21 protein-coding genes are annotated in these 25,377 nt (G+C 64.7%); 11 read left to right on the top strand and 10 right to left on the bottom strand.

Annotation, left to right across the window (positions count from 1 at the left end; all coding sequences use genetic code 11):
• Positions 1-115: 115 nt before the first annotated feature.
• Positions 116-595: a hypothetical protein gene (locus U1763_RS07890; protein WP_332754775.1), complete on the bottom strand. Its 480-nt coding sequence runs from the start codon at positions 593-595 to the stop codon at positions 116-118.
• 76 nt (positions 596-671) lie between these two features.
• Between U1763_RS07890 and U1763_RS07885 the strand changes: the two genes are divergently transcribed.
• The 3 genes from U1763_RS07885 (at position 672) to U1763_RS07875 (ending at position 3,641) form a co-directional block, all read left to right on the top strand.
• Positions 672-2,117 carry an FAD-binding oxidoreductase gene (locus U1763_RS07885; protein WP_332754774.1) on the top strand — a complete coding sequence of 482 codons (1,446 nt, stop codon included), beginning with the start codon at positions 672-674 and terminating at the stop codon, positions 2,115-2,117.
• 136 nt (positions 2,118-2,253) lie between these two features.
• Positions 2,254-3,036, top strand: coding sequence for a SapC family protein (locus tag U1763_RS07880; RefSeq protein ID WP_132895488.1), 783 nt, complete (start codon positions 2,254-2,256; stop codon positions 3,034-3,036).
• An 11-nt stretch (positions 3,037-3,047) separates the two neighbouring features.
• The gene (locus U1763_RS07875) at positions 3,048-3,641 is read left to right on the top strand and encodes a cytochrome b (protein ID WP_332754773.1); all 594 of its coding nucleotides are present in this window, start codon (positions 3,048-3,050) and stop codon (positions 3,639-3,641) included.
• A 429-nt stretch (positions 3,642-4,070) separates the two neighbouring features.
• Here U1763_RS07875 and U1763_RS07870 read toward each other — a convergent pair whose 3' ends face one another.
• The 4 genes from U1763_RS07870 to U1763_RS07855 form a co-directional block, all read right to left on the bottom strand.
• Positions 4,071-5,141 (bottom strand): AI-2E family transporter, encoded by a 1,071-nt coding sequence (locus tag U1763_RS07870; protein ID WP_332754772.1) that lies wholly within the window; start codon positions 5,139-5,141, stop codon positions 4,071-4,073.
• 100 nt (positions 5,142-5,241) lie between these two features.
• On the bottom strand, positions 5,242-5,526 hold the full coding sequence (locus U1763_RS07865; protein ID WP_132736137.1) for a hypothetical protein: 285 nt from the start codon (positions 5,524-5,526) through the stop codon (positions 5,242-5,244).
• A 106-nt stretch (positions 5,527-5,632) separates the two neighbouring features.
• Positions 5,633-6,859, bottom strand: coding sequence for a multidrug effflux MFS transporter (locus U1763_RS07860; RefSeq protein ID WP_332754771.1), 1,227 nt, complete (start codon positions 6,857-6,859; stop codon positions 5,633-5,635).
• 211 nt (positions 6,860-7,070) lie between these two features.
• Positions 7,071-7,343: a hypothetical protein gene (locus U1763_RS07855; RefSeq protein WP_332754770.1), complete on the bottom strand. Its 273-nt coding sequence runs from the start codon at positions 7,341-7,343 to the stop codon at positions 7,071-7,073.
• Positions 7,344-7,654: 311 nt separating this feature from the next.
• Here U1763_RS07855 and U1763_RS07850 point away from each other — a divergent pair, with 311 nt between their 5' ends.
• Positions 7,655-8,911, top strand: coding sequence for a glycoside hydrolase family 130 protein (locus U1763_RS07850; protein ID WP_332754974.1), 1,257 nt, complete (start codon positions 7,655-7,657; stop codon positions 8,909-8,911).
• 15 nt (positions 8,912-8,926) lie between these two features.
• On the opposite strand, the gene U1763_RS07845 is transcribed toward U1763_RS07850, so the two are convergent.
• The 4 genes from U1763_RS07845 to U1763_RS07830 all read right to left on the bottom strand — a co-directional run bounded on the left by U1763_RS07845 (position 8,927) and on the right by U1763_RS07830 (position 15,216).
• Positions 8,927-9,847, bottom strand: a complete 921-nt coding sequence (locus U1763_RS07845; RefSeq protein WP_332754769.1) for a glycosyltransferase family 61 protein — start codon at positions 9,845-9,847, stop codon at positions 8,927-8,929.
• 306 nt (positions 9,848-10,153) lie between these two features.
• A complete protein-coding gene (locus U1763_RS07840; protein ID WP_332754768.1) occupies positions 10,154-13,186 on the bottom strand; it encodes a glycosyltransferase in 3,033 nt (1,010 codons plus the stop codon).
• A gap of 104 nt (positions 13,187-13,290) precedes the next feature.
• Positions 13,291-14,448 (bottom strand): polysaccharide biosynthesis/export family protein, encoded by a 1,158-nt coding sequence (locus tag U1763_RS07835; RefSeq protein WP_332754767.1) that lies wholly within the window; start codon positions 14,446-14,448, stop codon positions 13,291-13,293.
• Positions 14,449-14,544: 96 nt separating this feature from the next.
• A complete protein-coding gene (locus U1763_RS07830) occupies positions 14,545-15,216 on the bottom strand; it encodes an ABC transporter ATP-binding protein (protein ID WP_332754766.1) in 672 nt (223 codons plus the stop codon).
• Between the two features lie 26 nt (positions 15,217-15,242).
• On the opposite strand from U1763_RS07830, the gene U1763_RS07825 reads away from it, so the two are divergent.
• The 7 genes from U1763_RS07825 to U1763_RS07795 are packed head-to-tail and all read left to right on the top strand — an operon-like array spanning position 15,243 to position 24,050.
• Positions 15,243-16,580 carry a glycosyltransferase family 4 protein gene (locus tag U1763_RS07825; RefSeq protein ID WP_332754765.1) on the top strand — a complete coding sequence of 446 codons (1,338 nt, stop codon included), beginning with the start codon at positions 15,243-15,245 and terminating at the stop codon, positions 16,578-16,580.
• Entirely contained in the window at positions 16,570-17,916 is a 1,347-nt protein-coding gene (locus U1763_RS07820; RefSeq protein ID WP_332754764.1) for a glycosyltransferase family 4 protein, read from the top strand. The genes U1763_RS07825 and U1763_RS07820 overlap by 11 nt, the downstream gene beginning before the upstream one ends.
• Complete coding sequence (locus U1763_RS07815; RefSeq protein ID WP_207901118.1) at positions 17,917-18,720, top strand: ABC transporter permease; 804 nt, start codon at positions 17,917-17,919, stop codon at positions 18,718-18,720.
• Between the two features lie 57 nt (positions 18,721-18,777).
• Entirely contained in the window at positions 18,778-19,950 is a 1,173-nt protein-coding gene (locus U1763_RS07810) for a KpsE/RkpR family capsule polysaccharide export protein (protein WP_332754763.1), read from the top strand.
• Positions 19,951-19,960: 10 nt separating this feature from the next.
• Positions 19,961-21,472, top strand: a complete 1,512-nt coding sequence (locus U1763_RS07805) for a capsular polysaccharide export protein, LipB/KpsS family (protein ID WP_332754762.1) — start codon at positions 19,961-19,963, stop codon at positions 21,470-21,472.
• Positions 21,469-22,755 (top strand): capsule polysaccharide biogenesis protein, encoded by a 1,287-nt coding sequence (locus U1763_RS07800; RefSeq protein WP_332754761.1) that lies wholly within the window; start codon positions 21,469-21,471, stop codon positions 22,753-22,755. The genes U1763_RS07805 and U1763_RS07800 overlap by 4 nt, the downstream gene beginning before the upstream one ends.
• A gap of 23 nt (positions 22,756-22,778) precedes the next feature.
• Positions 22,779-24,050 (top strand): glycosyltransferase family 4 protein, encoded by a 1,272-nt coding sequence (locus tag U1763_RS07795; protein WP_332754973.1) that lies wholly within the window; start codon positions 22,779-22,781, stop codon positions 24,048-24,050.
• A gap of 34 nt (positions 24,051-24,084) precedes the next feature.
• Here the strand turns inward: U1763_RS07795 and U1763_RS07790 are convergent, their stop codons facing one another.
• Entirely contained in the window at positions 24,085-25,272 is a 1,188-nt protein-coding gene (locus tag U1763_RS07790) for a class I SAM-dependent methyltransferase (RefSeq protein WP_332754760.1), read from the bottom strand.
• Between the last annotated feature and the right edge of the window lie 105 nt (positions 25,273-25,377).

The following is a 25,377-nucleotide window of genomic DNA, read 5'->3' as shown; positions in this document are numbered from 1 at the left end:
TGGGAAGGGGCGGCGGGAGGCGTATTTCCGCAAAAACCCCCGTCATCCTGACTTTCGTCAGGATGACGGAGGGGGTGACCTCGCATCCGCCAAGCACGTTAGCTATAGGCTCCCGCTACTTTTTCGCCCGCAAGCTCTTGAACCCTTCGATCTCGCAGCGTGAACCCGATCGCATGCGGATCGCGTCACGGTCCTTGCAGATCATCCCGTCCGCGCCCGGCCGCAAATAGAACCCCGAATAATAATCGAGCGGCTTGCAGTCGCCATCGAGCCGCGCGCGCAGCCGCGTCGTATCGTCCATCACGAGGTCGACCGCGCCGTCCTTGTTGAGCATCGCACCAGCAATTTCATCGACCGCGATGCATTTTGGACCCTTATGCTCCTTCCATTCGCGCGGCGGCGCATAGGTTCGCGCAGGCATCCGGCTCATCCGGGGCACGCGGATAATGATGCGTTCGTGGATCGAAACCTGCGCGACCTGCGTGCCGTCCAGTTCGAATCCCGAAGACAGGCCGGACGACGGTACATCGCGCAATGCCACAGCAAAGGGGCCCGCGAGCGCGAGCAGGGTGGCGGGTATCGCGGGGTGAATCATGGTGTCTGGATCATGCTGACGTAATCGTTAGCGCCCATCGTTGAACGCGCGATGAATTTTGTCTAGCGCCGCGTACATGGCCGAAATTCAGTCAGCAATCCTGACGCCTTCGCAGGCGGCAATGCTTAAATCGCTCGCCTCGCAGCTCGACGCCAAGGCGATCGTCACCGACCCCGCCGACATCGACCCCTGGCTCCACGACTGGCGCGGCCGGTTCCATGGCGCTGCGCCTGCGATGCTCGCGCCGACCTCGACCGCGGAGGTCGCGCTGATCGTCAAGGCCGCCGCCGAGCACCGCGTCCCGCTCGTCGCCCAAGGCGGCAACACCTCGATGGTCGGCGGCGCGACCGCCCCCGCCGACGGCAGCGCGCTGATCCTGTCGCTCCGCCGGATGAACACTATCCGCAGCATCGACACCGACGCCGGGCTCGCCATCGCCGAGGCCGGCGTGATCCTCGCCGACCTCGACGGCGCCGCGCAAGGGCAGGGGTGGCGCTTCCCGCTGACGCTCGGCGCGCGCGGCACGGCGACGATCGGCGGGCTCGTCTCGACCAACGCCGGCGGGACGCAGGTGCTCAAGTTCGGCACGATGCGCGGCCTCGTCGCAGGCGTCGAGGCGGTGCTCGCCGATGGCAGCATCCACGACGGCCTCTCCGCGCTGAAGAAAGACAACCGCGGCTACGACCTCGACCAACTCTTCATCGGCGCGGAAGGCACGCTGGCGATCGTTACCGCCGCCACGCTCCGCCTCGTCCCCGCAATTGCAGCCCGCGGCACAGCCTGGGTCGGCATCGCCTCGCCCCAAGCTGCGCTGAAACTCCTGCGCACGATGCAGGCGAGGACCGACGCGATCGAAAGCTTCGAAATCCTCCCCGCCGAGTCGCTAGACGCCGCGGTCGCGCACCTCCCGAACGCCCGCGCGCCGCTCGCCGGCCGCCACCCCTGGCACCTCCTGATCGAGGCAACCTCCGCCACCACCGAGGGCGAGTCCCCCAGCGCACTCCTCGAACGCCTGCTCGCCAAGGCGCTCGAAGACGGCGCCATCGAAGACGCGACGATCGCCACCAGCGAAGCCCAGTCGGACGCCTTCTGGCTGCTCCGCGACTCGCTCTCCGCCGCCGAACGCGCGCTCGGCCCCGCGACGCAGCACGACATCTCCATCCCCGTCGAGACGATGCCGCGCTTCATGATCGAGGCGGCGGCGGCGTGCGACGCGCGCTTCCCCGGCACGCACGCGAGCGGCTTCGGCCATCTCGGCGACGGCAACGTCCACTTCCACGTCCGCGCCGCGCCCGGCACCGACCCTGCGCACTGGTATGCCGAGGACGCGCCGGTCGTCACCCGCTTCGTCGGCGACCTCGTGACCGCGGCCGGCGGCTCGATCTCGGCGGAGCACGGCATCGGCCAGATGAAGCGCGACGAACTCGCCCGCCTCTCGTCGCCCGCGCGGATGACCGCCTTGCGCGCGATCAAGGCCGCGATGGATCCGCTGGGCATCCTCAACCCCGGCAAGCTCGTCTAGCTCAGGCCGACGACCGACCGCGTCCCACCCCGACGATTCCGCACCACACTTGCACCAACCCGCCCCGCACCATAGAGCCTCGCCCCAATCGGTGGCACCAGTCACCGGCATCTGAACGACCGATCCGGAGAGTAACATGGCCAGCACCGCCCAGCTTCCGCTTTTCTACAACGGCCTCGAGCCGCTCTCGAGCGACACGCACGCGAACTACAAGGTCCGCCCACAGGACAGCGCGCCGTTCCTGGTCGGCCAGCACGCCATCCCGATCACCGTCGACGAATTCCCGCTGGTCCAGCGCCACATGCCGATCGTCTTCTCGACCGGTGACGACGCCATCCCGCTCGCGCTGATGGGCCTGAACGAGGGCGTCAACGTGTTCGTCGGCGACGACGGCAAGCTGACCGAGACCACGTTCTACGTGCCCGCCTATGTCCGTCGCTACCCGTACATGCTCGCGCGCCTTCACCCCGATGCGCAGGAGCTGTCGCTCTGCTTCGATCCGACCTCGCCGACGCTCGGTGAGTTCGAGGACGGCGATGCACTGTTCGAGAACGGCCAGCCGACCGAGCTGACCAAGAACATCCTCGGCTTCAACGAGTCGTTCGAACAGGCCGGCGCACGCACGCAGAACTTCATGAACGAGCTGCGCGAGCTCGAGCTGCTGATGGACGGCGAAGTCACGATCCAGCCCGACGGTGCCGAGCAGCCGTTCGTCTATCGCGGCTTCCAGATGATCAACGAGGAAAAGCTGATCGACCTGCGCGGCGATGCACTGCGCAAGATGAGCAAGTCGGGCATGCTCCCGCTGCTGTATGCGCACCTGTTCTCGCTGTCGCTGATGCGTGATATCTTCGCGCGCCAGGCACAGCTCGGCCAGACCCCGCAGCCGCAGATGGCCGCGCCGCAGTTCAACGTCTGAAGGACACGTACATGACGGCAGCGCGGGATAGTTCGGAACGCTACTCGCCGGAGCGGCAATCCTCGGAACGCTATTCGAGGGTGGCGATCTGGCTTCACTGGACGATCGCGCTGCTCGTCATCCTCAACCTCGCGGTCGGCTTGTTGCACGATTCGGTGCCGGCCCTCCGCGCGTGGATGGGCGCGCACAAGGCGCTCGGGATGACCGTCCTTGTCCTGAGCGTCGCGCGGCTCGCATGGCGTCTTGCCAACCGCCCGCCGCCGCTGCCCGCGCTGATGCCGGCCTGGGAGAAGGGCCTCGCGCACGCTGCGCACGCGGTCCTCTATGTCATGATGATCGGCATGCCGCTGACCGGGTGGCTGATGGTCTCGGGATCGGCGAAGCGTGGTCCGTTCAACTGGTTCGGGCTGTTCGATATTCCGTATCTGCCTGTATCGACGGCAACCGGGCATTTCGGCCACGAGGCCCATGAGATTCTCGGTTGGATGATGTTCGCGCTGGTCGTCGCGCACAGCGCGGCTGCACTGCGCCATCACCTGCTGCTGCGTGACGAGATCCTGGCGCGAATGGCACCGGCGTTCGCCCGCAAGAAAAACGCGCTCTGAAAAAAATTCGGTGTGCGCCGCAACAAGGGTTGAACCAAATCGGGGCTCACCCATTTAGATCCTGTACGGCATCGTGTCCCCCCCTTTCGCGGCGCCGTACGGTACGCTTCTAGCGTACCTCCTCCCTGAACCTAGGCCACTCCGTGCGTCATGCACGGGGTGGTTTTTTTTGGTCTGCAGACGCGGCGTAGGTCTGCGGCTGCCTTGTAGCCGACACCTCGGAATCAACGAGCACAGCCGCGCTCAAAACCGATCCTCCCCCGCCAGGGGGAGGTGGCGCCAAAGGCGACGGAGGGGGAGGACAGGCAGCAGAGGTGGTCGCTTACCGCCCCCTCCGTCAGGCTGCGCCTGCCACCTCCCCCTGGCGGGGGAGGACTCAAAATCTGTGGCGCGCGGCCAAAGCAACGGCTCGGTAGTGTGGGCAGTAGCTCAGGCGTCAGGCTCGGGCTGCCCAAGCCGCTGTTCGGTCAGGATCTGCCATCCCGCCAGGAACAGCGCCGCGACCACGGGGCCGACGACGATCCCGCTCAATCCGCAGATCTCGATCCCGCCCAGCGTCGTGACCAGCACGACATAGTCCGGAATTCCGGTGTCGCGCCCGACCAGGATCGGCCGCAGGATATTGTCCGCAAGCCCGATCACCACGACCCCCGACACGATCACCGCGATGCCCTGCCAGATCGCACCCGTCGCCAGCAGATACACCGCGACCGGCACCCACACGATCGCCGGCCCCAAGGCGGGCAGCAACGAGGTGAGCGCCATCAGCAGGCCCCACAACAAAGCCGCCGGCACGCCGACCAGCCAGAAGGTCAAGGCGCCCAGGCCACCCTGGACGAGCCCGACGATGACCGATCCCTTGATCGTGGCGCGCACCACCGCGACGAACTTGCCGACCAGCCGTTCCGTCACCGATCGCTCCAGCGGCAACGCGCGACAGATCGCCGGCCCGACTCGGTCGCCGTCGCGCAGCAGGAAGAACGTCACGTACAGCGCGATGCCGAACGCCAGCAGGAACGCGAAGGCATTGCGGCCGATCGACAGCGCCTGTCCGGCGATCGTCCGGACGCTGTTGCCCAGCGCGCCGGAAATACGCGATTGCAGCCGTTCGAAGCTGTCGATCCCGGACTTGTCGACAAGCTGCTGGAGCCGCTGCGGCAAGGCATCGTGGATCTGCTGGAAATACGCGGCAAAGTTGATCTGGCCGCTCTGCATGCTCGTATAGACCGAGGATGCCTGGTCGATCATCAGGCTGGCGATGATCAGCGTCGGGACGACCACCGCAACGAAGATGATCAGCATCGCCAGCGAGGCGGCGAGGTTGCGCCGCTCGGGCCAGCGCTTGAGCAGCTTTTGATACAGCGGCTGGAACAGGATCGCCGCCAGCGCGCTCCATAGCAGCGCGGCCGCGAAGGCGGATACCACCACGCCCAAGGCTATGGTGATGATCGTCAAGAAGAGGAGGAATCCCCCGTTCTCGATCCGGCCCCTGTTCGTCATGTCGCCCACCCTGTTTTGCCAGTCCGGTCGACATGTCCCGGCCGCCGTCTCGCATTACTTATATAGAAAAATCCCCCCGGGCGTGCCGGGGGGATCAGTATCAGCGGAGCTTCTCGCTGCCGTTGACGAGGGCCGCCTTCTCGCTGGCCGGCATCGCCTGCGCGTTCACGTCGGCGTCGTCGATCGCGTCGGCCTGCTGGTCGCCGCTCTCGCGCACGGCCTTGGCCTGGTCCTCGAGGTTGTCGGCCTTGGCTTCCAGCGCGTCGGCACGGTTGTCCGCTGCGCCTTCGACCTGGCTGCCCAGCTTGTCGTCACCCTTGCCGCCGCAGGCTGCGAGCGGAACGGTGAGAGCAGCCATCATAAGCGCTACGGTCAGTTTCTTCATGATCGGATATCCTGTTGGTGTTGTGTCGACGCAAACCGTCACGGTGACGTAACGGTTCCCAACGCAGCGATCCTTCTGAAACAGTGTGATCTTTTTGCACTAAGCCTCAGCGCAGCGCAGTCCCCCGCTGGAACCAGAAGCGTCCCTCGACCAGATACACGATCACCAGCGCACCGAGGCCGATCCCGAGATAGCCGATCGCAAGCGGGAAGGTGGATCCGTCATAGGCCTGGCCGATCAACGATCCGACCACCACCGCGCCGAGACTGGTGATGAATCCCTGCACCGACGATGCGGTCCCGGCGATATGCCCGACCGGCTCCATCGCCATCGCGCCGAAGTTCGATCCGCACAGGCCGATGCACGTCATGCTCAGCGCCTGGATCGCGATGAAACTCCACAGCGTCTCTAGGCCACTGGCGATCACCGCGAGATGGACCAGCGACAACGCGATCAGCGCGAACACCCCGGCCTGCGAGATCAGCCGCGTGCCCAGTCGCTCGACCAGCCGACTATTGGCGAATGACGCACAACCCATCGCGAACGCGCAGACCGCGAACAGTATCGTGAACCGATCGCCCGCACCGAACTGCTCACCGAAGATTTGCTGTGCCAGCGACACGAAGGCGATGATTCCGCCGAACGTCAGCGACGCGGCGGTCGCATAGCCGATCGAATAGCGATTGGTGAGCGTCAGGCGATAGGCGTTGCGCAACGACGTCAGCGAGATTGCCGTCCGTCGCTCGATCGCCAGCGTCTCGGACAACCGCATCGCCGCCCATGCCAGGACGAATGCGGCGAACGCTGCCAGTGCGTAGAAGATGAACCGCCACGGTCCGAACGCGAGCAGAATTTGTCCCAGGCTGGGTGCGAGGATCGGCACCAGGAAGAAGATCATCTGCGCGATCGACAGCGTCTTGGCCATCTGCCGCCCCGAAAAGCGATCGCGGACAATCGCGACGGCGAGCACGCGAGTCGAGGCCGACATCAGTCCTTGCAGGATCCGCGCACAGATCAGCGCGGTGAAGGTCGCCGAACTCGCTGCGAAGATGCTCGCGCCGACGAAACCGATCAGAGTCGCGAGTAGGATCGGGCGGCGGCCATAGCGATCGGCGAGCGGCCCGTAGACCAGCTGGCCGATCCCGAAGCCGAACATGTATGCGGTGATGATCCACTGCCGCGAATTGGCGGTCGCGGCATGAAGCTCGGCCCCGATCGCCGGCAGCGCGGGCAGCATCAGGTCGACCCCGAGCGCGTTCACCGCCATCATCGCGGCGATGAACGCGACGAATTCGCGACGACCAAAGGTAAAATGGGTAAGCGGCTGCGTCACATCCCCGCGCCTACTGGTTAATGTTGCACCGCGCCATAATCGATCGCACCACTTCACAATCCTCCTCCGCCAGGGGGAGGTGGCAGGCAAAGCCTGACGGAGGGGGAGGACACGGAACGCAGGTTGGCGCCGACCCCCTCCTCGTCTGGAAAGCGCCAGCTCCTCTTGGCGTGGGAGGACCATACCGACTCGATCCCCCCCCCCACGCGCGCTATTCCGCGACCGGCGTGTCGCTCCGCTCCACCGCAGCGATATCGACGTGATAGCTCTTCCACCCTCGCGTCGCCGCGGCCTCGACTGCGAGATTCTTGGTCTTCTTCGCTTCGCCAAGTGACTTGCTGTGTCCCCAGAACACCTCGGTCTTGCCGTTGGCGAGCACCGCGACGATCCGCCAGTAATGGGTTAGGTCGAGCGCGGTGGGCCCGATCGTCTTGACATAGCCGTCGGGCAGGACTGCCGTGAGGTAGAATTTACGCTTGGCCATCGCGACCTGCTACAAGCGTGACGGCCCGAACGCATCCGTGAAAAATGCCGTTCCCGTATCGGCCATGACGTGCGGCGACCGGATTTGGCAAACGGCGCAGGGATCGAATTGGCGCGTGCAGCGCTCCTCCTGAGACTCCTTCCGAAGGGCCGATGATGACGACACCCGACGCTGCTCCCACCAGTCTTCCTGCAACGGCCAGTCCTAACACGGCGGCTTCGGCAACGACCCCGGCAACGACTGGCGCTGACTCGCATGAGATCGACTTCAAGGCAGCGGCCGATGTGTTCACCAAGCTCGATGTCGAACTCATGCCCGATCCGTCGCGGACCGTGATCCGTCCGTTCAGCTTCGCCTATCCCGCCGCGTTCGACGATGGGCGGCCGTCGCGCGTCCATGCCGTCATCGATCGCGTCCGTGCGCTCGATCCGGCGATGCGGACGCGGATGCGCGCGCTGCTCGCGGCACCGATGCGCGAGCGGCACCGCAATGCCGATCGCGTCTTCCTGCGCCGCTTTGCGGAGATCCGTGACGAGATCGGCGCGGGTGATTTCGACGATGACGAGCAGTGGCTGATCGGCGCCTATTTCAGCCAGGAATACGCGTTCGAATCGGCGGCATTGTTCAATCCGAGCATGGTCCGGTTGCCCGACGACGCGCTCGAGGGGCGTCCGACCGAACCGGGCGCGGTGCGGTTTTTGCTGTCGCTGCGCGGGATCGGCGAGGGGCATATCTCGTCGGTGACGTTCCGGACCGGCGAATGGGGGCCGGGCGATCGTCTCGTGCTCGATCCGCCGAGCGCGAACGGGGTGCCGCCGCAGATCGAGCGGACCGAGGCGGATTGGGTGCGGCTGCTGTGCGAGGATAGCCAGGACGTCTCCGAGACGGTGATCTTCCCGATCCTGCCCAGTCAGCATCAGGGGATCGAGGATCTCCGCATGGTCACCTTCACCGATCATGACGACGTGCAAAGCATCATCGGCACCTATACCGCGTTCGACGGCAAGACCGCGCGGCAGGAGATGTTGCGCGGGATCGATATCCGGACGTTCGAGATGCGGCCGCTGGCGGGGTCGATGACCGGCTATAAGGGGATGGCGTTGTTCCCGCGGCGGATCGACGGGCAGTTCGTGATGCTCGGGCGGCAGGACAGCGAGAATATCTGGCTGCTCCGCTCGGACGATCTTTACACCTGGGACAGCGGTACGCCGATCATGGCGCCGAAATATCCGTGGGAATTCGTCCAGCTCGGCAATTGCGGCTCGCCGATCGAGATCGACGAGGGCTGGTTGGTCTTCACGCACGGCGTCGGCATGGTCCGCGGCTATTGCATCGGTGCGTGCCTGCTCGACAAGGCGGACCCGTCCAAGGTGCTGGCGCGGACGCCGTCGCCGCTGCTGTTCCCGTCGGCCGAACAGCGCGGCGGCTATGTCCCCAACGTCACCTATAGCTGCGGCGGGCTGCTCCAGGATCGCCGGGTGCTGCTGCCCTATGCGATCGGCGACGAATACAGCGCCTTCGCGGTCGCCGAGGTCGACGACATCCTAGCCGCCATGGTCCCCGCCTGACGGTCCCCCCGGGGCTCAGCCAAGCGCCCCAAACAATTTGCGTATGATTCCTGTATCAACCGAAAAATCCCGCCGATCCACCGGCCGGGCGTCGGTGGAGACTGTCGGGCCTACGGCGGCGAGATAATCCAGTTGGCGGTGGTGCGCGAGATTGGCGAACAAGGTCGCATCGCCCTCCCGCCCTTCTGGAGCAAGTTCGATCAAAACGCTGCCGGGACGCATGAATACCGCATTGGCGAGTCCGGCGCCCAGCGGCCCGGCAATGGCGTCCGCGCCGGAAAAAAGCTTAACCTGATCTTGGAAGGCAAGATGTTGCGGCTCGACGGTTTCGAACCCGTGCTCGGCGGCGATCTCCATGATCTCGGCCTCGTTGATCAGTTTGCGCGACCCCGCACCGGCGCGGGTAATGAAGAACCGGCGTCCCGATGGTGCCGCTGGCGCATGCCGCTGGCGTATCTCATCCGCCATGGCGAATGCGTGCGCGCAAAACGTATGGATGTTGCTCAGTCCGCGCGCCGGCATCAGCAACCGGGCGCATCGTGTGATGCCGTCCGCCTGCGTCGCGCACCTGTCGATCGGTTGCAGCGCCGTCAGCATGTCGGCCATCCACGGACGTAACGGTGGCAGCCAGACCGTCGTGTCCGCCGCCAACCCCTCGCGCTGTGCCAGCCACAGCCGCGGCATCGCCTCGAGCAACCAGTGAAAGTAGTTCAGGTTGGTTTGGATGCCCACGACCAGATGTGTTCCCGGTAGCTCGGGCCCGCCGACAAGGTCGATCGAGAAAAGACGATCCGGGTGCTCGTGAAATCCGTAGCGGGCAAGCGATCCGAAGGCGCGGAAGCTGTCGCTGAGGATGCGATGATCCTGATCCGCAACCAGAAACCCTTCGGTGAGGATCGCACCATGCGGTAGCGCAACGACGAACGAAGGCGCCAATCGCGTAGTCGCGCTCGGCCCCGAACGGATGTCGTGTTCGCGCACTACGTCGGCGACGCGCGGATCGATCGCGAAGAATACGGGGGGCTGGCGTATCACCGGTGCGCTACCCGGCAGCGTGACGCGCGTGGCTTGACCTACGGCAGTCGACAGATCATCCGTTGTAGGAATGCCATCGCGGTGGAACAGGTGATACATCGTATCAGGTACAAACTGAGAGTCGGTGATCGTCGGTTCCTTGCAGGAAACGTTGTGACGTACCTGTGTCTATGATCGCCGTCCAATCCCAGCCGGCGAACTGTTTCGTCATCCTGCGCTTCCCTCGATCTGGAGGTCGGTGAATACGCATCGGTTCTTCGCTACTTGTGCGTACAATGCCCCATAGCGGTCGGCCATCGCCGAGGTGTCATAGTGACGGCCGACCGTGTCCTGCCAATGGACGGTCGCCATCCTGGCCGCATGGATGGCATCGGGAAGCGCCGCCAGATGAGCAAGCCATTGTGCCAGATCGGCAGCTGGAATGCCGACGTGGTGCAGCCACCCGGCGCCGGACTCCTTGATCCGGTCGCCCACCGCGCCGATGTCGAAGCCGACCACGGGCAGTCCTGCTGCCCAGAGCTCGGTCAGTGTGTGACAATAGGTCTCTGCCCATATCGAGAAAATGGCCCCGAGGTGTGGCGCAATCTCGGCCACCCGGGCGGCGAACGCATCGCGCTGGTACCGCCCATGCAGGACCAGTCCAGGGCGCGCCGTCATGTGACCCGAGTCGCCTAGCACGTGAAATTCAAACGTGCGCCCGCCGTCGATCTCCGCCACGGCTTCTATGAGGATGGACCCTTTCGCGGCGGAAAGGTTGCCGGGTACGAGAATCTTGAGCGGCATACCTGGTTGCCACGGCGCGGCGATGTCGAAATCCGTAAAGGTCCGGCCATGAGGAATGACCTCAAACGGTCGATCAGCGAGATCGGGCAAGGCATCGAGAATAATCTCCCGCGCGGTCGGGCTTGTCGTGACATACGCATCACAGTGGCGAAGCGCCTCGTTCATCATCGCGCGCCAGCGATGGATGAACTGATGCTTCAGGTTCGGAAACGCATCGGCCGGCCATAATTCGGGACGACACCGACCTGGTCCGGGCGTGCAGCGGCCACCGCAAAACATCATGTCCTGATCAAGCAGTTTCACCGTCGGGCACAGCGTATAAAAATCGTGAAACGAGAAGACTGTCGCGATCCCCAGTCGCCGGCACGTTTGGGGGAGGGTGGTGCTGTGCCACGCCATGTGTCGAATATGCACAAGATCGATCGCGTGCCGGGTGAGCATGTCGGCGACGATCAGATCGTATTCGCTCGACCGGTGGACCAGCGGATCGATGCCGCGGTGCAGGTCTGCGGTCACGACCGGCACCAGCGCGCCCTCGTGCAGCCGCGACAGCTCGAGCTGGACCGTATCGCAGCGTAGCAGCCACGGTTCGAACCGGTCCTCGATCGCGGCCATCAGGTCCTGGTTGGTCTGCGGCGTGCCCCCCGACTGCGTGGCGATCACATACAGGATGCGTGGTCGCGGCGCGGCCACGACGTCTGCCACCGCACGCCGGATCCGCCAGCGCATCGCCAGCATGTCCCGACCGCGCGAGAACACGCCGATCCGTGCCTTGTATTCGGGATAGCGTTCGTCGACCACCAGCCGCCCCGCCGCATACAGCGCCGTCTTGGCCGTGCCGAAGCTTGCCGACCCCTCATGATGGACGAAGGTGCGGTCGTCGACGACGTTGCGCAGCCCGGCATGATCGGCGCGCATCGAAAAGTCGTTCTCCTCGCCATAGCCGCGGGGAAACGCAGTGGCATCGAGCGCCCCGATCCGGTCGAGCGCGTCGCGGCGGATGAACAGGCAGAACCCGTGTCCGGTCGGCACCTCCGGTCGCAGCGTCATAGCCGATTGCCGGATAAGCCGTGCCATGTCGTCGAAGGAGAAGCCGGCGGGAACCGGATTGGCGGTGCCGGGCTCCGGCACCGAGAAGACGCCTGCATTGTCCGACACCGCCGTCGCGGTCGCGACCGACCGGCCGCTATAGGCAGCGAGGCGCAGACCCTGGAGCCACCCGACGGTCACCTGCGTATCCGAATTGAGCAGAACCACGTCGTCGGTACCGGCAAGCCCGATCGCGCGGTTGACGGTACGCGTGAACCCCAGATTCTCTGGATTGCGGTGCACCTCGACGTTACGCAGCGTGGCTGCGGTATCCAGGATTTCGGCGATCGCAGGATCGGTGCTGCAATCGTCGATCAGGATCAGCCGGCAGGGTATGTCGGTGCTGCGGCAGAGCGCGGCGATGCATGCGGCTGTATCGTAGGCAGCATTGTAGATCGGGACGATGATCGTCACGCCGCGCTCGTCGAAATCGGGCAGGATGTCGAGGATCACCGACGGCAGGAGCGTACGCCGCTCGGGAACGGGCATGTCGATCGCGCCGCGGATCGGCACCTCGTCATCCAGCGCATGGACGGCAACATGCGCGCTGGTCGCGCCGGTCATGCTGATCGACGGCATCTCGAAGCGAAACCCGCCTCCCGCCGCGACGATGCCCTTGGCGACGAGATCGGCGCGGTACCGGTCGGCGACGCCGGTCGCATAGCGGATGCCATCGATCCGCATTTCCACGCGAAGCGTCCCGTCCGAGCGGTTGGCGTCGGCTGCCCAGCCCCGTGCCTCGCTCAGCGTGACGCGTTCGAGTTTGCCGTGGACCAGTTGCGTACGGACGAGGGTCGCCGCGCCGACGATGTGCGTTCCGGCCCGCAACAGGATCATGTCCGGGCCCAAGGCCGTGGCGGACGAAGGTGTCGCGCGCGCGCGCAACGCCTGCAGCGACACGCGGAACCCGTAGTTCGGTGCGCTGCCCGGTACGATCTGCATCAGATCGGGGCGATCGATTACCGGGTCGATAGACGCGGTCAGGTTGCCATCGAACTGGAGCGTCACCGGCAGGCCTACCGCGACGATCCACCCTCCCACATCGTCGCTGCCTGCCACCTCGATGTGACCGAGCGGCGCCATGGGACGCACTGCGTCCGCCGCGATTTTGAGCGGCTTGCCGGTGATCGTCGCCGTCACATGCGTCCCGTCGGCGATCGGAACCGGCAGGCAAACGCGAAATGCACGCGCACCGATCGCAGCCAGATCCTCGCGATACGCCGTTTCCGTGATCTGGACGACGCGCTGTGCGATGCCGTCGAACGAGAGCGTCAACGGGCCGGATCGCAGCGCCTCGTCGTTGGCCCAACCCTGCACGACCACGCGATCCGCCAGGCATTCCAACGCTTCGATATAGCCTGCGGTCATTGGTCTTCGCTGCTCCGTTCGCTCGCTTGGTATCCGGAGCCGACAGGACACGGTCGTCCCTGTCGTTGCTCGCTCCGGCCTCGTTCTCGTCCGTGCGTCAGCGATTACTGGGTCAGGCTGCGGGCAAGCGCGAGCGGCGTGAAAAGCTGACCGATGATCTGCGTCATCTTGCCCGGTGCATTGGCTGCGGCGCTGGAAACGTAGATCACGTCCTTGTCCTGCATCTCGACCCGCTGCGACAGAAAATAGCTGTCGGCGCGGATCATGTTGAGGCGGTAGACGATCGGCTTGGGCTCGGCACCGAGCGAGGTGTCGTACCGGAACAGATAGACCGCGGCCGGGTCTGCGGTCCGCTCGCTCGGGCCTCCGATCCGTGCCATCGCTTCGGCCAGCGAGAGCGAACTTGCGCCGAACGCGACCTGCGAAACCTTCTCGGTTGCACCGAACACCAGGAATGTCCGTGGCCGGTTGAACAATTCGATCCGGTCGCCTGGCAACAACGCGATATTCTGATCGCCCGACGCGTTGATTTCGCTCAGTCGCGTTTCTGCAGAGCGCGCGCTGCGGGTAACGCGCACGATCATGTCGTTGGGCTGGTTGGTCGTGCCGCCGGCGCGCGCGATCGCATCGAGCAGCCGTTCGCGCGGCAAGCCCAGTTCGAACCGGCCGGGCGTGCGTATGTCCCCCGAAACATAGAATACGTTGAAGGCGTTGGTTTTGACCGCCACGACGACTTGAGGGCGTTGCGACAAGCCGATCATGCCCTGTTCGATCGTCCGCTCGACCTGACCAGGCGTCTTGCCCGCAACCGACACGCGGCCGACATACGGCAACTGCACGTTGCCGGACGAGTCCACGCGAACGGTAAGATCGGTGCCCGATGCCGATGGTGTGAAACTGCTTTGGGCGGCGGCGCCGTTGCCACGCGTGAAGAGGGTCACGCCAACTTCGAAGATGCCGATCGACAGCGTGTCGCCGGGGCCCAGCGTGTCGGTGCGGCCGACTTCGTCCAGCGTCGCGAGCGGCGTGGTGGTGGCGCCGTGGATGGCAAGACGCGCGGTGGTCGCCGCGTCGATATCGACGATCTGGAATCCCGTTTGGTTGTCCTTGGTTTCCGCGCGGCGGATTTGTGCGGAGGTCGGCCCGGCGGCAGGTAGGGTCGAGCACCCCCCAATTGCGCCAAGTCCCACAGATATAAGGATGATCCTGGTCGACTGGCTGATGTATCGTCGACGCCGTTTGTAAATTTCAAATGTCGTCATCGATAAGTCTTTCAATAGACTGGCCAAAGATATCTAACTATCGGCCTATGTTTACCGATGTACCGTTAAATGAGACCAAAGATGAAAACAATCAAATCAACGTGGCGATGGCGGAAAGCTTTGTAGTCTATGGTGCACGTCGGCGGCTTCCTGAATCGTATCATATAACGTGACGACCCCGCCGAATACCACCGCACCGCGTTCGCAATATCGAAATAATGCATGGGTATCGTGCGATACCATGACTAGGGTTCCACGGTCGCGGCGTGCGGTAAGTGCTTCTTCCGACTTGATTCTGAAACGTTCGTCTCCAGCGCCCGTAATTTCATCGACGATGTAGCAATCAAAGTCTATGGCGAGGGAGACGCCGAATGCAAGACGTGCGGACATTCCTGCCGAATAGGTATTGACAGGTTCATGAATATAGGAACCCAGTTGCGCAAAATCCTGAACATAGTCGAGCAGTTCTTGCGGATCCCGGCCATAGATTCGGGCAATGAAGCGGGCATTGTCAGCGCCGGTAAGCCCGGGTTGGAACGCACTGGCATAGCCGATCGGCCAGGATGTCGTCATGGTGCGTTTGATGATGCCAGACGTTGGCGGCTCGACCCCCGAAATCATCCGCATCAGAGTCGACTTTCCGACGCCATTTGCGCCACATACACCAATACTATCGCCGCGTTTAATGATCATGTTGACGTCGTTCAGAACCGGGTTCTGAAAGCCGCGACCATGATATTTCTTGTAGACGTTCTCGAAGGCGATCATCGCGTCGAATGCTCCGCATGGAAGGGATGACATCTGGGGCTGTACTCGACCAAGCCCTCCATAAGAAGGTGAAGATCGCCGTCGACGCGCGATTGGCAGGAACTGGCGGTACGGGGGTTGCGAGTTATCGTCGGGCGGTGCTCGCCGCGCTCGCCGCGGTGGGCCGTACCACGCTGGCCTTGCGCGATGACTCCGTCGGCCGCTTCGGTGCGTCGAGCACGCGGCGGGCGGCGGCATCGCGATGGCTCTCGGCATGGTCTTCGCGACCCCGCAGCGTTTCCGCACGACCCATTGCGGCCGGGCGGGCGCCGGTACGCGCAACGTCGGACGGCGAGACCGCGGGCTTGTGGCGGCGCGACATCTTCAGGCTCGCGCAGGTCCATTTCGCGCGGCACGGTACGCTGTTGCGGCTCACCCCGCCGCAGCCGGTCGGCATCATGCATTGGACCTATCCGATCCCTGCCGTCGTCGAGGGCTGGATCAACGTCCACACCGTGCACGACGTGATCCCGTTGCGCCGGCCCGATCTGTCCCCCGTCGCTGCGGAGCGATTGCGCGCGTGCCTGATGGCGATCGCCGCGCAGACCGACCGGATCGTTACGGTATCCGCCTGGGCGCGCCAGACCTTCCTCGAGATGTTGCCGATCCCGTCTGAATTGATCAGGGATTGCGGCGGCGGGTTGGTCGGGCTCGCCGGAACGCAGGAGGCGGGCACGCCGTGTTCCGGCGACCCGCCCAGCGCTCGCCTTGGGCGTAGCGGCGGCGTCTTGCCGTATGATCTGTGCCCAGACGGCTATCTGTTCTTTTGCGGAACGATCGAGCCGCGCAAGAACCTCGCCCGGCTCGCGGTCGCGTGGCGGGCCAGCGGCTGCGGCGTGCCGCTGGTGATGGCGGGGCCCCTTGGTAGCGATGGCGCTGATGGCGATGCGTTGCGCTGCGAGCTCGAACGCGTCGGCGTGCTGGTCCTGCCGTACCAGGACAGGTCGGTGTTGATCGATTTGATCCGCAACGCGCGGGCGCTCGTCTGCGTGTCGCTGGAGGAGGGGTTCGGCTTGCCGGTCGCGGAAGCGATGGCGCTCGGAACGCCGGTCCTCACCTCCAACGGTGGCGCGCTGGCGGAGATTGCAGGCGGCGCCTGCCTGCTGGTCGATCCGATCGATGCGCAGGCGATCGCCGAAGGGCTCCGGCGGATCGTCGCCGACGATGTCCTGTGTGCCGCGTTGACGAGGCGCGGGTTGGCGCGAGCGGAGGTCTTCAAGCCGCTGGCGTTCGGCCGGCGACTGACGCCGCTGTACGACCGGCTGATCGACGCGCGGATCGCCGATGGCGTGTGGCCCGAAATGGAGACCGCGGGTGAACGCTGATGTGCGGATCGCGATCGACGGGTTCAACCTCGCTTTGCCGCATGGCACCGGGGTCGCGACCTATGGCCAGGCTCTTGGCGACGCGATCACGTCGTTGGGCGTGCGTCTGGACGGCGTATTCGGGATACCGGTCGGGATTCATCCGGAGCTGCGCGAGATCCTGTTTTACGAGGCGCTCGGGCGGGGAATTCCGCAAGGCCCCGGGCTCGCGGCGGTGCGGGCGGTGCGGGAGTGGTTCGGCCAGTATCGGCGGACGCAGATGTTCGACGTTCCGATGCGCGGATTGATCGTCCAGGGCGCGATCGCACGGCGATTGCCGCGATTCGAGCGGATCATGAGTTCCGCGCGGCTGTTCGAGCGTGCCGACCGATATTTTGCGCGGACCGGACGGTTCCTGCCGATCCGGGTCTCCGATCCGCCGCACATCATGCACTGGACCTACCCCGTGCCGATCCGGATGCAGGGGACGAGCAACGTCTATACGCTGCATGATCTGGTGCCGCTCAAGCTGCCCTATGCGACGCTCGACCGAAAGCGGCTCTATTACCGGATGACCGAGACGATCGTGCGCGAGGCGGACCATGTCTGCACCGTGTCGGAGTCGAGTCGTGACGATGTGATCGCGCAGTTCGGTATTGCCGGGGACCGCATCACCAACACCTATCAATGCGTCTCGACCGCGCAGACACGGCAGGACCATGTCGGCGACGTCACCGCGTTGTTCGGGCTGAAGCCGCGCGGCTATTTCCTGTATTATGGCGCGATCGAACCCAAGAAGAATGTCGGTCGGCTGATCGAGGCCTATCTCGGCAGCCAGGTAAAGACGCCGCTCGTCCTGGTCGGCGCGGGTGCGTGGCAGGCCGACGAGGACCTTCGCCTGCTCGCGACCGGAGCGGCCGGATCGCACAATGCCTTTGGCAGGCGCGTCGCGAGCCAGGTCATCCGGTTGCAATATCTGCCGCGCGCGCTGTTGCTGCAGCTGATCGAGAACGCCAAGGGGGTGATCTTCCCGTCATTGTACGAGGGGTTCGGGCTTCCCGTCCTCGAAGCGATGCAGCTTGGTACCCCGGTCATAACGTCGGATCGGAGTTCGTTGCCGGAGGTCGCGGGGCAGGCGGCGCTGATGGTGGATCCGTACGACGTCGGCGCGCTGACCGCCGCCATCCTCGCGCTCGATACCGACGACGCGCTGGCGGGCCGGCTCGTGGCGGCCGGCACCGAGCAGGCGCAATTGTTCACGCAGGATCGCTACCGCGCGCGACTCGGGGCGATGTACGACACGATCTTGGCGAAGGCCCCACGGACCGGTCGCCACATGCCGAAGGGGTGGGAGTAGATGGCGACCCGTATCCAGCCGCGCGGCACGCTGCGTCGGGGCCTCAAGGTCCAGGGAAACGTGATCGGTGCGCTGATCATGCGCGAATTGCATACGCGCTATGGCCGCGACAATATCGGCTATGTCTGGCTCATTCTCGAGCCGATGATGCTGGCGACGATGATCGCCTTGCTGCATCAGCAGACCGGCGGGCATTTCGGCAGCGACATCAAGCCAGTGCCGTTCGCGCTGATCGGCTATTGCATATTCATCATGTTCCGCAGCATCTTCGGGCGTGCCGAGGGCGCGCTGGAGGCCAACCTCCCGCTTCTGTATCACAAGACGGTGACGATCTTCGACGTCCTGCTCGCGCGCGCGCTGCTCGAAGCCGCGGGCTGTATCCTGTCGTTCATGATCTTGATGGGGCTGGCGGTGGCGACCGGCCTGTCAGATCTTCCCGCACGCCCTCTTTACGTGTGCCTGGGCGTGGCGTGCATGTTCTTCCTGGCCTTTGGTCTTTCGCTCATCGTCTGCGCTTTTACGTTCGAAAACAGAGCGATGGGACGATTGGTCCATCCGATTGCGTACATCATGCTGCCATTGTCCGGTGTCTTCATCATGATGCAATGGGTGCCGGCAAAGTTCAGGCCGTTCTTTTCGGTCATTCCGATGTCGCATATTTTTGAAATGTTGCGATACGGATGGTTCATCAGCGCGGTGCCGTACTTTATCGACGCATGGTATCTCGCGGGCTGGATATTTGGATCGACCTTGATCGGTCTGCTGGCGATTGCTGCCGTCAAGCGCAAGATACATATGCCGTGACGATCCGTGACGGCGCTATACTCGGCCTTTACTGGCGGTCCACCCTCGGAGAATATCATGGTGCACGGTTTCATGTCCCCGGCGACCGCCGCACCGGCGGCGCTGCCGAGCCTCGGGGAGCGATGGCGTCAGGCCCGCACGCAATATGGCTGGTTCTTCGTCGTGGTGCTGCTGCCGTGTCTGGCCGCCGCGCTCTATCTCTACGGCTTTGCCGCGGACCAGTATGAGTCCGAAGCGCATTATCTGGTGCGCGCGCAGGGTGCGCCGGCATCGAGCGGGTCGAGTATCGAGAAGCTGCTCGGCGCGAGCGGTAGCGGCGGCGGTGGCGGTGGCCAGGGCGAGGCCAACAGCGTCGCGGACTTCCTCCTGTCGCACGACGCGGTCGATGCCCTGAGCAAGCAGAGCGCGCTGATCGCCCGGTTCCGCCGCCCCGAGGCCGACGGTCTGAGCCGATTGCCCACCGCCGATCCGACCCCCGAGGCGCTACTCAAATATTACCGCAAACAGGTCGACGTCCATTACGACACCGACACCGGCATCACGACGCTGAAGGTCCGCGCGTTCCGGCCGGTCGATGCCTATGTCATCGCCCGCAAGCTGCTCGGATTGGGCGAGGGCCAGGTCAACACGATGAACGTCCGGTCCTATGCCGATGCGGTCAAACTGTCGCACCAGCAACTCGCCGAATCCGAAGCGGCGCTGTCTCAGGTACAAGCGCGGATGACCGATTTTCGGCAGGACAGCAGGGACGTGAACCCGCAAGGGACCGCCGAAGCGCAGATCGGCCTGGTATCGAAACTCCAAGCCGAACTGTCCGCCGCCCGGTCGCAGCTGGCGACGACGGTCAGCCTGATCGGCACGCGCAACCCGCAATACGCGGCCCTGTCGCAGCAAGTGCGGTCGTTGCAGTCCCAAGTCGCGGCACAATCCGCCAAGCTCGCGGGCGGCGGCAATGCGATCGCTGCCGGGCTGGGCGATTACGAGCGCCTCCGCATGCAGCAGGGGTTCCTGTCGAAACGCTACGACGCGGCCTCCGCGGCTTTCGAAGCGGCACGCCAGCAGGCGGTGCGCCAGCAACTCTACATCGTCCGGATCGTCGACGCGAACATGCCGGTCCGCTCCGAATATCCCAAGCGCGCGCTATCGCTGCTCACGCTCTTCATCGCGTTGATGGTGGTGTATGGCCTTGGCTGGCTGGTCGCCGCCGGTGTTCGGGAACATGCGAGCTAAGCGCGGCGGCATGTCGTCACGCAGCATGACGAGCGACCGCAGGACCAGCGTCCTGCCGCTGTTGCGCGCACCACCTTTTCCTTGGGTGGCGCCGGTGGCGATCACCGTGGCGGGCGGCACTCCACCCAGTCTTGCAGAGGCGCGTCTTGCGCTGGACGCATTGCGTATGGCGCGCGTCGGCGGCGCGTTCTGGGACGGCGAGAACGATCCCTGGACGCAGGTTGCGGATGGTCGCTTGGTTTGCGCGGAACCCGACGACGACCTGGCGATCGTCGCCTGGCTGTCGGATGTGACCGTGCATGACGCGGGCGGGGCGATCGTCGATCCCGCGCGGATCGAACATGCCTGTCTGGAGCGGCTGACCGCGTTTGCGTGCCACGATCCGTTCGAAGATCGCCCCGCGACGCTGGCCGAGACGATCGCGCGGCTGGCGGGGTGGCGCAGGACGCTCGACGCCAACCGCAAAATCGGTGTGATGACCGGGATGGCGCGATGGAAGCGCACCACGATCGGCAGGTTCCTGTGGGACGGGCGACGGAGCCCGGATGCCGCCTCCGCGAAAAAGGCGCTAGCCTCGGCGCGTCGATCGGGGCGGGCGATCGCCGGCTGGGCGTCTCGGATGCCGTCCGATTACGCGCGCGACGTGCAAGCGGCGGGACTCGCGCTACAGATCGTCGAGGACGGTTTCGTGCGATCGAGCGGCCTTGGCGCCGATGGCCGCGTGCCGAGTTCGGTGACGATCGATACGTGCGGCGTCTATTACGACCCTGCACAGCCAAGCGATCTGGAGACCCTGTTGCAGACGCACGCGTTTTCCGACGCGCTGATCGATCGGGCACGACGTCTGCGTGGCACGATCTGCGACTCTCATATCGGCAAATACGGAATCGATGCGGGGGCGTTCGCACCGTTGCCCGATCGACGGTGCGTACTCGCGATTGGGCAGGTCGAGGACGATCGCTCGGTGCTGTGCGGCGGCGGCGGGGTGACCTCGAACGTCGAATTCCTGGCCCGCGTACGGCGTTGCGAGCCCGACGCGTTCATTGTCTATCGACCGCATCCCGATGTCGTCGCCGGCCACCGAAAAGGTCATGTGTCGCCGTCGGCCGCCGTCGAATGGGTCGATCGGATCGATCAGGACAGTGCCTTGCTGTCGCTCGTCGAACGGGTCGATGCCGTCCATGTGCTGACATCCTTGACCGGGTTCGAGGCGCTGATGCGTGGACGCCCCGTGACGGTACATGGCCGCCCCTTTTTCTCCGGCTGGGGGCTTACCGAAGACCTTGTCGAGCAACCCGACCGGCGTCGTCGGATGCTGACGATCGATCAGCTCGTTGCCGGCACGCTGATCCTGTACCCGCGGTATATCGATCCGGTCACCGGACTATTCTGTGACGTCGAAACGCTCGTTGCCCGCATCGCGGCGGGGCAGGGGCGCTCCGATACCGCGTTCACCCTGATGCGCCAGATACTCGGACGAGTCCGGCGGCGGGGCATCGTACTCGCGACAGGTCTTCGATGACGCCAGCAACCGACGCCAAGCAGACGTTTCTCTTCCTGCAGGGACCACATGGTGGCTTTTTCGACCAGCTGGCGTCCGCGCTGGCCATGCAGGGGCATGCGGTACGCCGGATCAACCTGAATGGCGGTGATCGCGCCGACTGGAGCGGATTCTCGACCGATTATCGAAGCTCGCTGAAGGGCTGGCCGCTGTTCTTCGACGATTTTGTCGTCGATCATCTCGTCACCGACGTCATTCTTTTTGGCGATTGCAGGCCGCATCACGCCTCTGCGCACGGCATGGCCAAGCTGCGTGGCATTCGCGTCCACGTCTTCGAGGAAGGCTATATCCGCCCCGATTTCATGACGTTGCAAGAAGACGGCGTGAACGGGAACTCGAAATTGCCGCGTGATGGCGACTGGTATCGCGAACAGGCTGGCCGGCTGTCGGGGTTTCCTCCGGTGGAACCCGTCCCATCGAGCTTCGCACGACGGTTGCGCGAGACCAGCCGCTATACGATCTTCAGCGCGCTGACCCGGCCATTATATCCATTCTATCGGTCGCACCGCTCCGCCGCGATGTTGAGCGAGGCGCTCGGCTGGGCAGTGCATTTCGTCACCAAGCGCCGCGAGCGCAGGCGGTCCGCCGCGTTGATGACGGCGATCCGCGACACCCCGTATTTCGCGCTGCCGCTGCAATTGAATTCGGATTATCAGATCCGCGTCCATTCGCCGTTTCGCGACATGCGTGCGGCGCTGCGGTTCATCATCAAGAGCTTTGCACGGTCGGCCCCGGCGGGGGTCAACCTGATCGTCAAGCGACACCCGCTCGACGGCGGATTGTCGAGCTGGCGGCGGTTCGTCCGCCGCGAGGCACAGCGGTACAAGGTCGCCGATCGGGTTTTTTATATCGGTGACGGCGACATCTCCGATCTGGTTGCCAAGGCCCGCGCGGTCGTGACCGTCAACAGCACGGTCGGCACGCTGGCGCTGAACTCGGGCGTGCCGGTGGCAGTGCTCGGCGAGGCGATCTACGATATCGAAGGAATCGTCCGGCGCGAACCGCTGGACACTTTCTGGGCCGATCCGCCGCCGGTCGACACGGCGCTGTATGATGCGTTCAAGCGCGTGCTGATCGATCGCTGCTTGATTCCCGGCGGCTATCTGAGCGACGCAGGGATCGCGATGCTCGTACGGCACGCCGAACGCCGCCTGACCCGCGGGCCGGTAGGCACGGTGCACGCCGACCGGGACGCGGACGGTGGACCCGATGTGCCCGACATGCATGACGGGGACGGTGTTTGAAGCCGTTTCGCGCGTTCGCGCCGATGCTGCTTACCCGGACTCTGGTGCCGCGTTGGCTTGGTGGGCGCGCCAGCGTGGACGCGGAAGTCGTGCTCGATCTGTCGCGGCTGCTGAGCCGATCCTATCATGTGACGCCGACCGGGATCGATCGCGTCGAGTTCGTCTATGCGCGCGAATTGCTCAACCGTATTCCGGACCGACTGGCGTTTGCGGCGGTGCATCCCGCGGGCGGCTATTATGGGCGATTGCCGGTCGGGGCGGTGCGGCAGTTCCTCAGCTTCACCGATGCGCGATGGCGGAACCCTGACGTGCTCGATCCGCATGCGGTGCGGGCTGCCGCCAACCGGCACCTTCTGGCCCTTCGGCCACGGCCGGTGCCGACCGATGACCGCCACCGCATCTATCTCCAGGCATCGCATCATCATCTCGAGGATATCGATTTGGTCGCGGCCATCCTGAAACGCGAACGCGCACGGCTGATCTCGCTGATCCACGACGTGATCCCGCTGACCCACCCGGAGTTCGCGCGGATCGACGGTCACGCGCGGCACCGCGACGTCATGCGGACGATCGACCGTCATGCCAGCGGGATCATCGGCAATTCGGCAGCGACGATCGATGCGGTTGGCCGGCATCTGACCGATGCGCGCAGCGAGCGTGTCGTCCGCGTCGCGCATCTCGGGACAGACCCGGTCGAGCTGCTCCCGTCCGCTCGCCCGGCAATCCTGTCATCGGTTCCGGACGGTCCGTATTTCGTGTGCGTCGCGACGATCGAGCCCCGCAAGAACCATCTGTTGCTGCTCAACGTCTGGCGCAGGCTGGCCGAGAAGCTCGGCACGGCGGCGCCGAAGCTCGTGCTGATCGGCCGGCGCGGGTGGGAAAACGAAAATGCGATCGACATGATCGAGCGCTGTGCCGCGGTGTCGGGCCATGTGATCGAGGCGTCGAACATGTCCGATCGCGAGATGCAGGCGGTGCTCGGCGGCGCGCAGGCCTTGCTGTTGCCCTCGTTTGCCGAGGGCTTCGGCATGCCGGTCAGCGAAGCGCTCGCCGCCGGGCTGCCGGTGATCTGCAGTGATATCGCCGCCTTGCGTGAGGTTGGCGGCGAGGCGCCCGACTATCTCGATCCGCTCGATGGTCTTGGGTGGCTGGAGGCGGTCATCGCCTATTCGCGACCGGAATCGCCGCGTCGTGCCGCGCAACTTGACCGGATGGCGCGGTGGCGGCCGGTGAGTTGGGGCCAGCACATCGACGTGGTCGAAGCGACGATCGACGCGGTCGTCGCGATGGCATGATGACGCAGGCCTGATCGGCCGGCGTCACCGCGCGTCAACGATCGCCGCGGCGGACGATGATCCCGAACGAGGTCGTGACATACTGACCGAGCGCGAGCTTCAGATGGTTGTCCGCCGAATAGGGGGGCACGTCGACATAGGCGTCCTGCTGCGTGTCGCCGAGATCGTATTTGATCTGCGCGACGAAATGCCCGCGCGAGACGAGATCGACCGCGAGCCGTTCGAAATCGCGACGCCGGAACAGGACAGTACCGCCGCTATCGATCGTCGCATCATTTGAGGTGAGGTTGAGTTCGGTGGTGTGTACCGCGAGCCCGCCTGGATTGAGGCACTGGACCGCGTTGCGGACGAAATCGAGACCGGCCTCGATCGACCCGAGATGCTCGTACGCGCACGACGACCAGGTGAAGTCGAACCCGCGCAGGTCGGCGGGAATCGCGTTCATGTCGGCAACGCGGAACGCGACGTTGCGATCGAAGACGTCGTTTGGACAGATCTCGGGATAGCGAAGCTGGTCGAGGCCTTCGCTATGCTGGTTGGTCAGGCTCCAGTCGCGGCTGCGGACGTCGTCGGCGGCTAGATCGGTCGCCACGATCGAGCACCCGATCGCCGCCATCGCTGCGGGCAGGGGTTCGATGCCCACACCGAAGCCCAAACCGCGCGCCCCCGCCTTGAGCATCCCGTAACGCTCGAGCGTCTGCAGGATATAGACGAATTCCCATTGCTTGCGATGGCGGTGCTTCGCCAGCTTGAGACGTTCGAGCCACTGGTCATAGGCGGGCTCGTTGAACTGCGATGCGGTGCAGGTCTGCGATACCGGATCGGCCAGCGTCGCCTTCCCATGTGCCAGCAACCGCGAGGCGCGACGGAACACGCGTTGGCCGAAGATCGACTTGCGCGCCGCCTCGACCTGCTGCTCGAAATGCGGTTGGCGGACGGCGGCATCGAGCAGGATCGTGAACGACTGCGCGATGGCGTCGGTCTCGGTATAGAGATGCCCGAGCACCGCATATTGCATGCCGTCGACCGCATCGAAGGTGAGCCGCATGGTCCCGCCGGCCGCGACGATCTCCTTCACCGCGATCGGCCAGGTCTTGATCGTCTCGGCCGGGCGCGATCCGTCGAGCGGCAACGCGTTGACCCGAACGATCATCGAGCCAAGCGTTGCGGTCAGCCCGGTAAAGACGAGCGAGCAGCGGACCGTGCTGCTCTCCAGCGACACATAGCGGGTATGAAAGACATAGGCCGGGTCTTCGGAGGGTTCGGAACCGCCAAGCCCTTGAATTCGGCTCGATCGGGGTGGCCAAAAGTCGAATGGGCCCATGTC

Source organism: Sphingomonas sorbitolis, assembly GCF_036663875.1.
Taxonomy (GTDB): Bacteria; Pseudomonadota; Alphaproteobacteria; order Sphingomonadales; family Sphingomonadaceae; genus Sphingomonas.
Note: the sequence above shows the minus strand (reverse complement) of the source record. Positions and strands in the feature narration are given on the sequence as shown.

Bases quoted from the DNA above. Each gene is read 5' to 3' on its own strand.
- U1763_RS07810 (WP_332754763.1), top strand. From the start codon at position 18,778: ATGGTGCACGGTTTCATGTCCCCGGCGACCGCCGCACCGGCGGCGCTG.
- U1763_RS07815 (WP_207901118.1), top strand. From the start codon at position 17,917: ATGGCGACCCGTATCCAGCCGCGCGGCACGCTGCGTCGGGGCCTCAAG.
- U1763_RS07800 (WP_332754761.1), top strand. From the start codon at position 21,469: ATGACGCCAGCAACCGACGCCAAGCAGACGTTTCTCTTCCTGCAGGGA.
- U1763_RS07880 (WP_132895488.1), top strand. From the start codon at position 2,254: ATGGCCAGCACCGCCCAGCTTCCGCTTTTCTACAACGGCCTCGAGCCG.
- U1763_RS07840 (WP_332754768.1), bottom strand. From the start codon at position 13,186: ATGACCGCAGGCTATATCGAAGCGTTGGAATGCCTGGCGGATCGCGTG.
- U1763_RS07795 (WP_332754973.1), top strand. From the start codon at position 22,779: ATGCTGCTTACCCGGACTCTGGTGCCGCGTTGGCTTGGTGGGCGCGCC.
- U1763_RS07885 (WP_332754774.1), top strand. From the start codon at position 672: ATGGCCGAAATTCAGTCAGCAATCCTGACGCCTTCGCAGGCGGCAATG.
- U1763_RS07825 (WP_332754765.1), top strand. From the start codon at position 15,243: ATGACATCTGGGGCTGTACTCGACCAAGCCCTCCATAAGAAGGTGAAG.
- U1763_RS07805 (WP_332754762.1), top strand. From the start codon at position 19,961: ATGTCGTCACGCAGCATGACGAGCGACCGCAGGACCAGCGTCCTGCCG.
- U1763_RS07850 (WP_332754974.1), top strand. From the start codon at position 7,655: ATGCCCGATCCGTCGCGGACCGTGATCCGTCCGTTCAGCTTCGCCTAT.
- U1763_RS07865 (WP_132736137.1), bottom strand. From the start codon at position 5,526: ATGAAGAAACTGACCGTAGCGCTTATGATGGCTGCTCTCACCGTTCCG.
- U1763_RS07890 (WP_332754775.1), bottom strand. From the start codon at position 595: ATGATTCACCCCGCGATACCCGCCACCCTGCTCGCGCTCGCGGGCCCC.
- U1763_RS07835 (WP_332754767.1), bottom strand. From the start codon at position 14,448: ATGACGACATTTGAAATTTACAAACGGCGTCGACGATACATCAGCCAG.
- U1763_RS07870 (WP_332754772.1), bottom strand. From the start codon at position 5,141: ATGACGAACAGGGGCCGGATCGAGAACGGGGGATTCCTCCTCTTCTTG.
- U1763_RS07830 (WP_332754766.1), bottom strand. From the start codon at position 15,216: ATGATCGCCTTCGAGAACGTCTACAAGAAATATCATGGTCGCGGCTTT.
- U1763_RS07855 (WP_332754770.1), bottom strand. From the start codon at position 7,343: ATGGCCAAGCGTAAATTCTACCTCACGGCAGTCCTGCCCGACGGCTAT.
- U1763_RS07875 (WP_332754773.1), top strand. From the start codon at position 3,048: ATGACGGCAGCGCGGGATAGTTCGGAACGCTACTCGCCGGAGCGGCAA.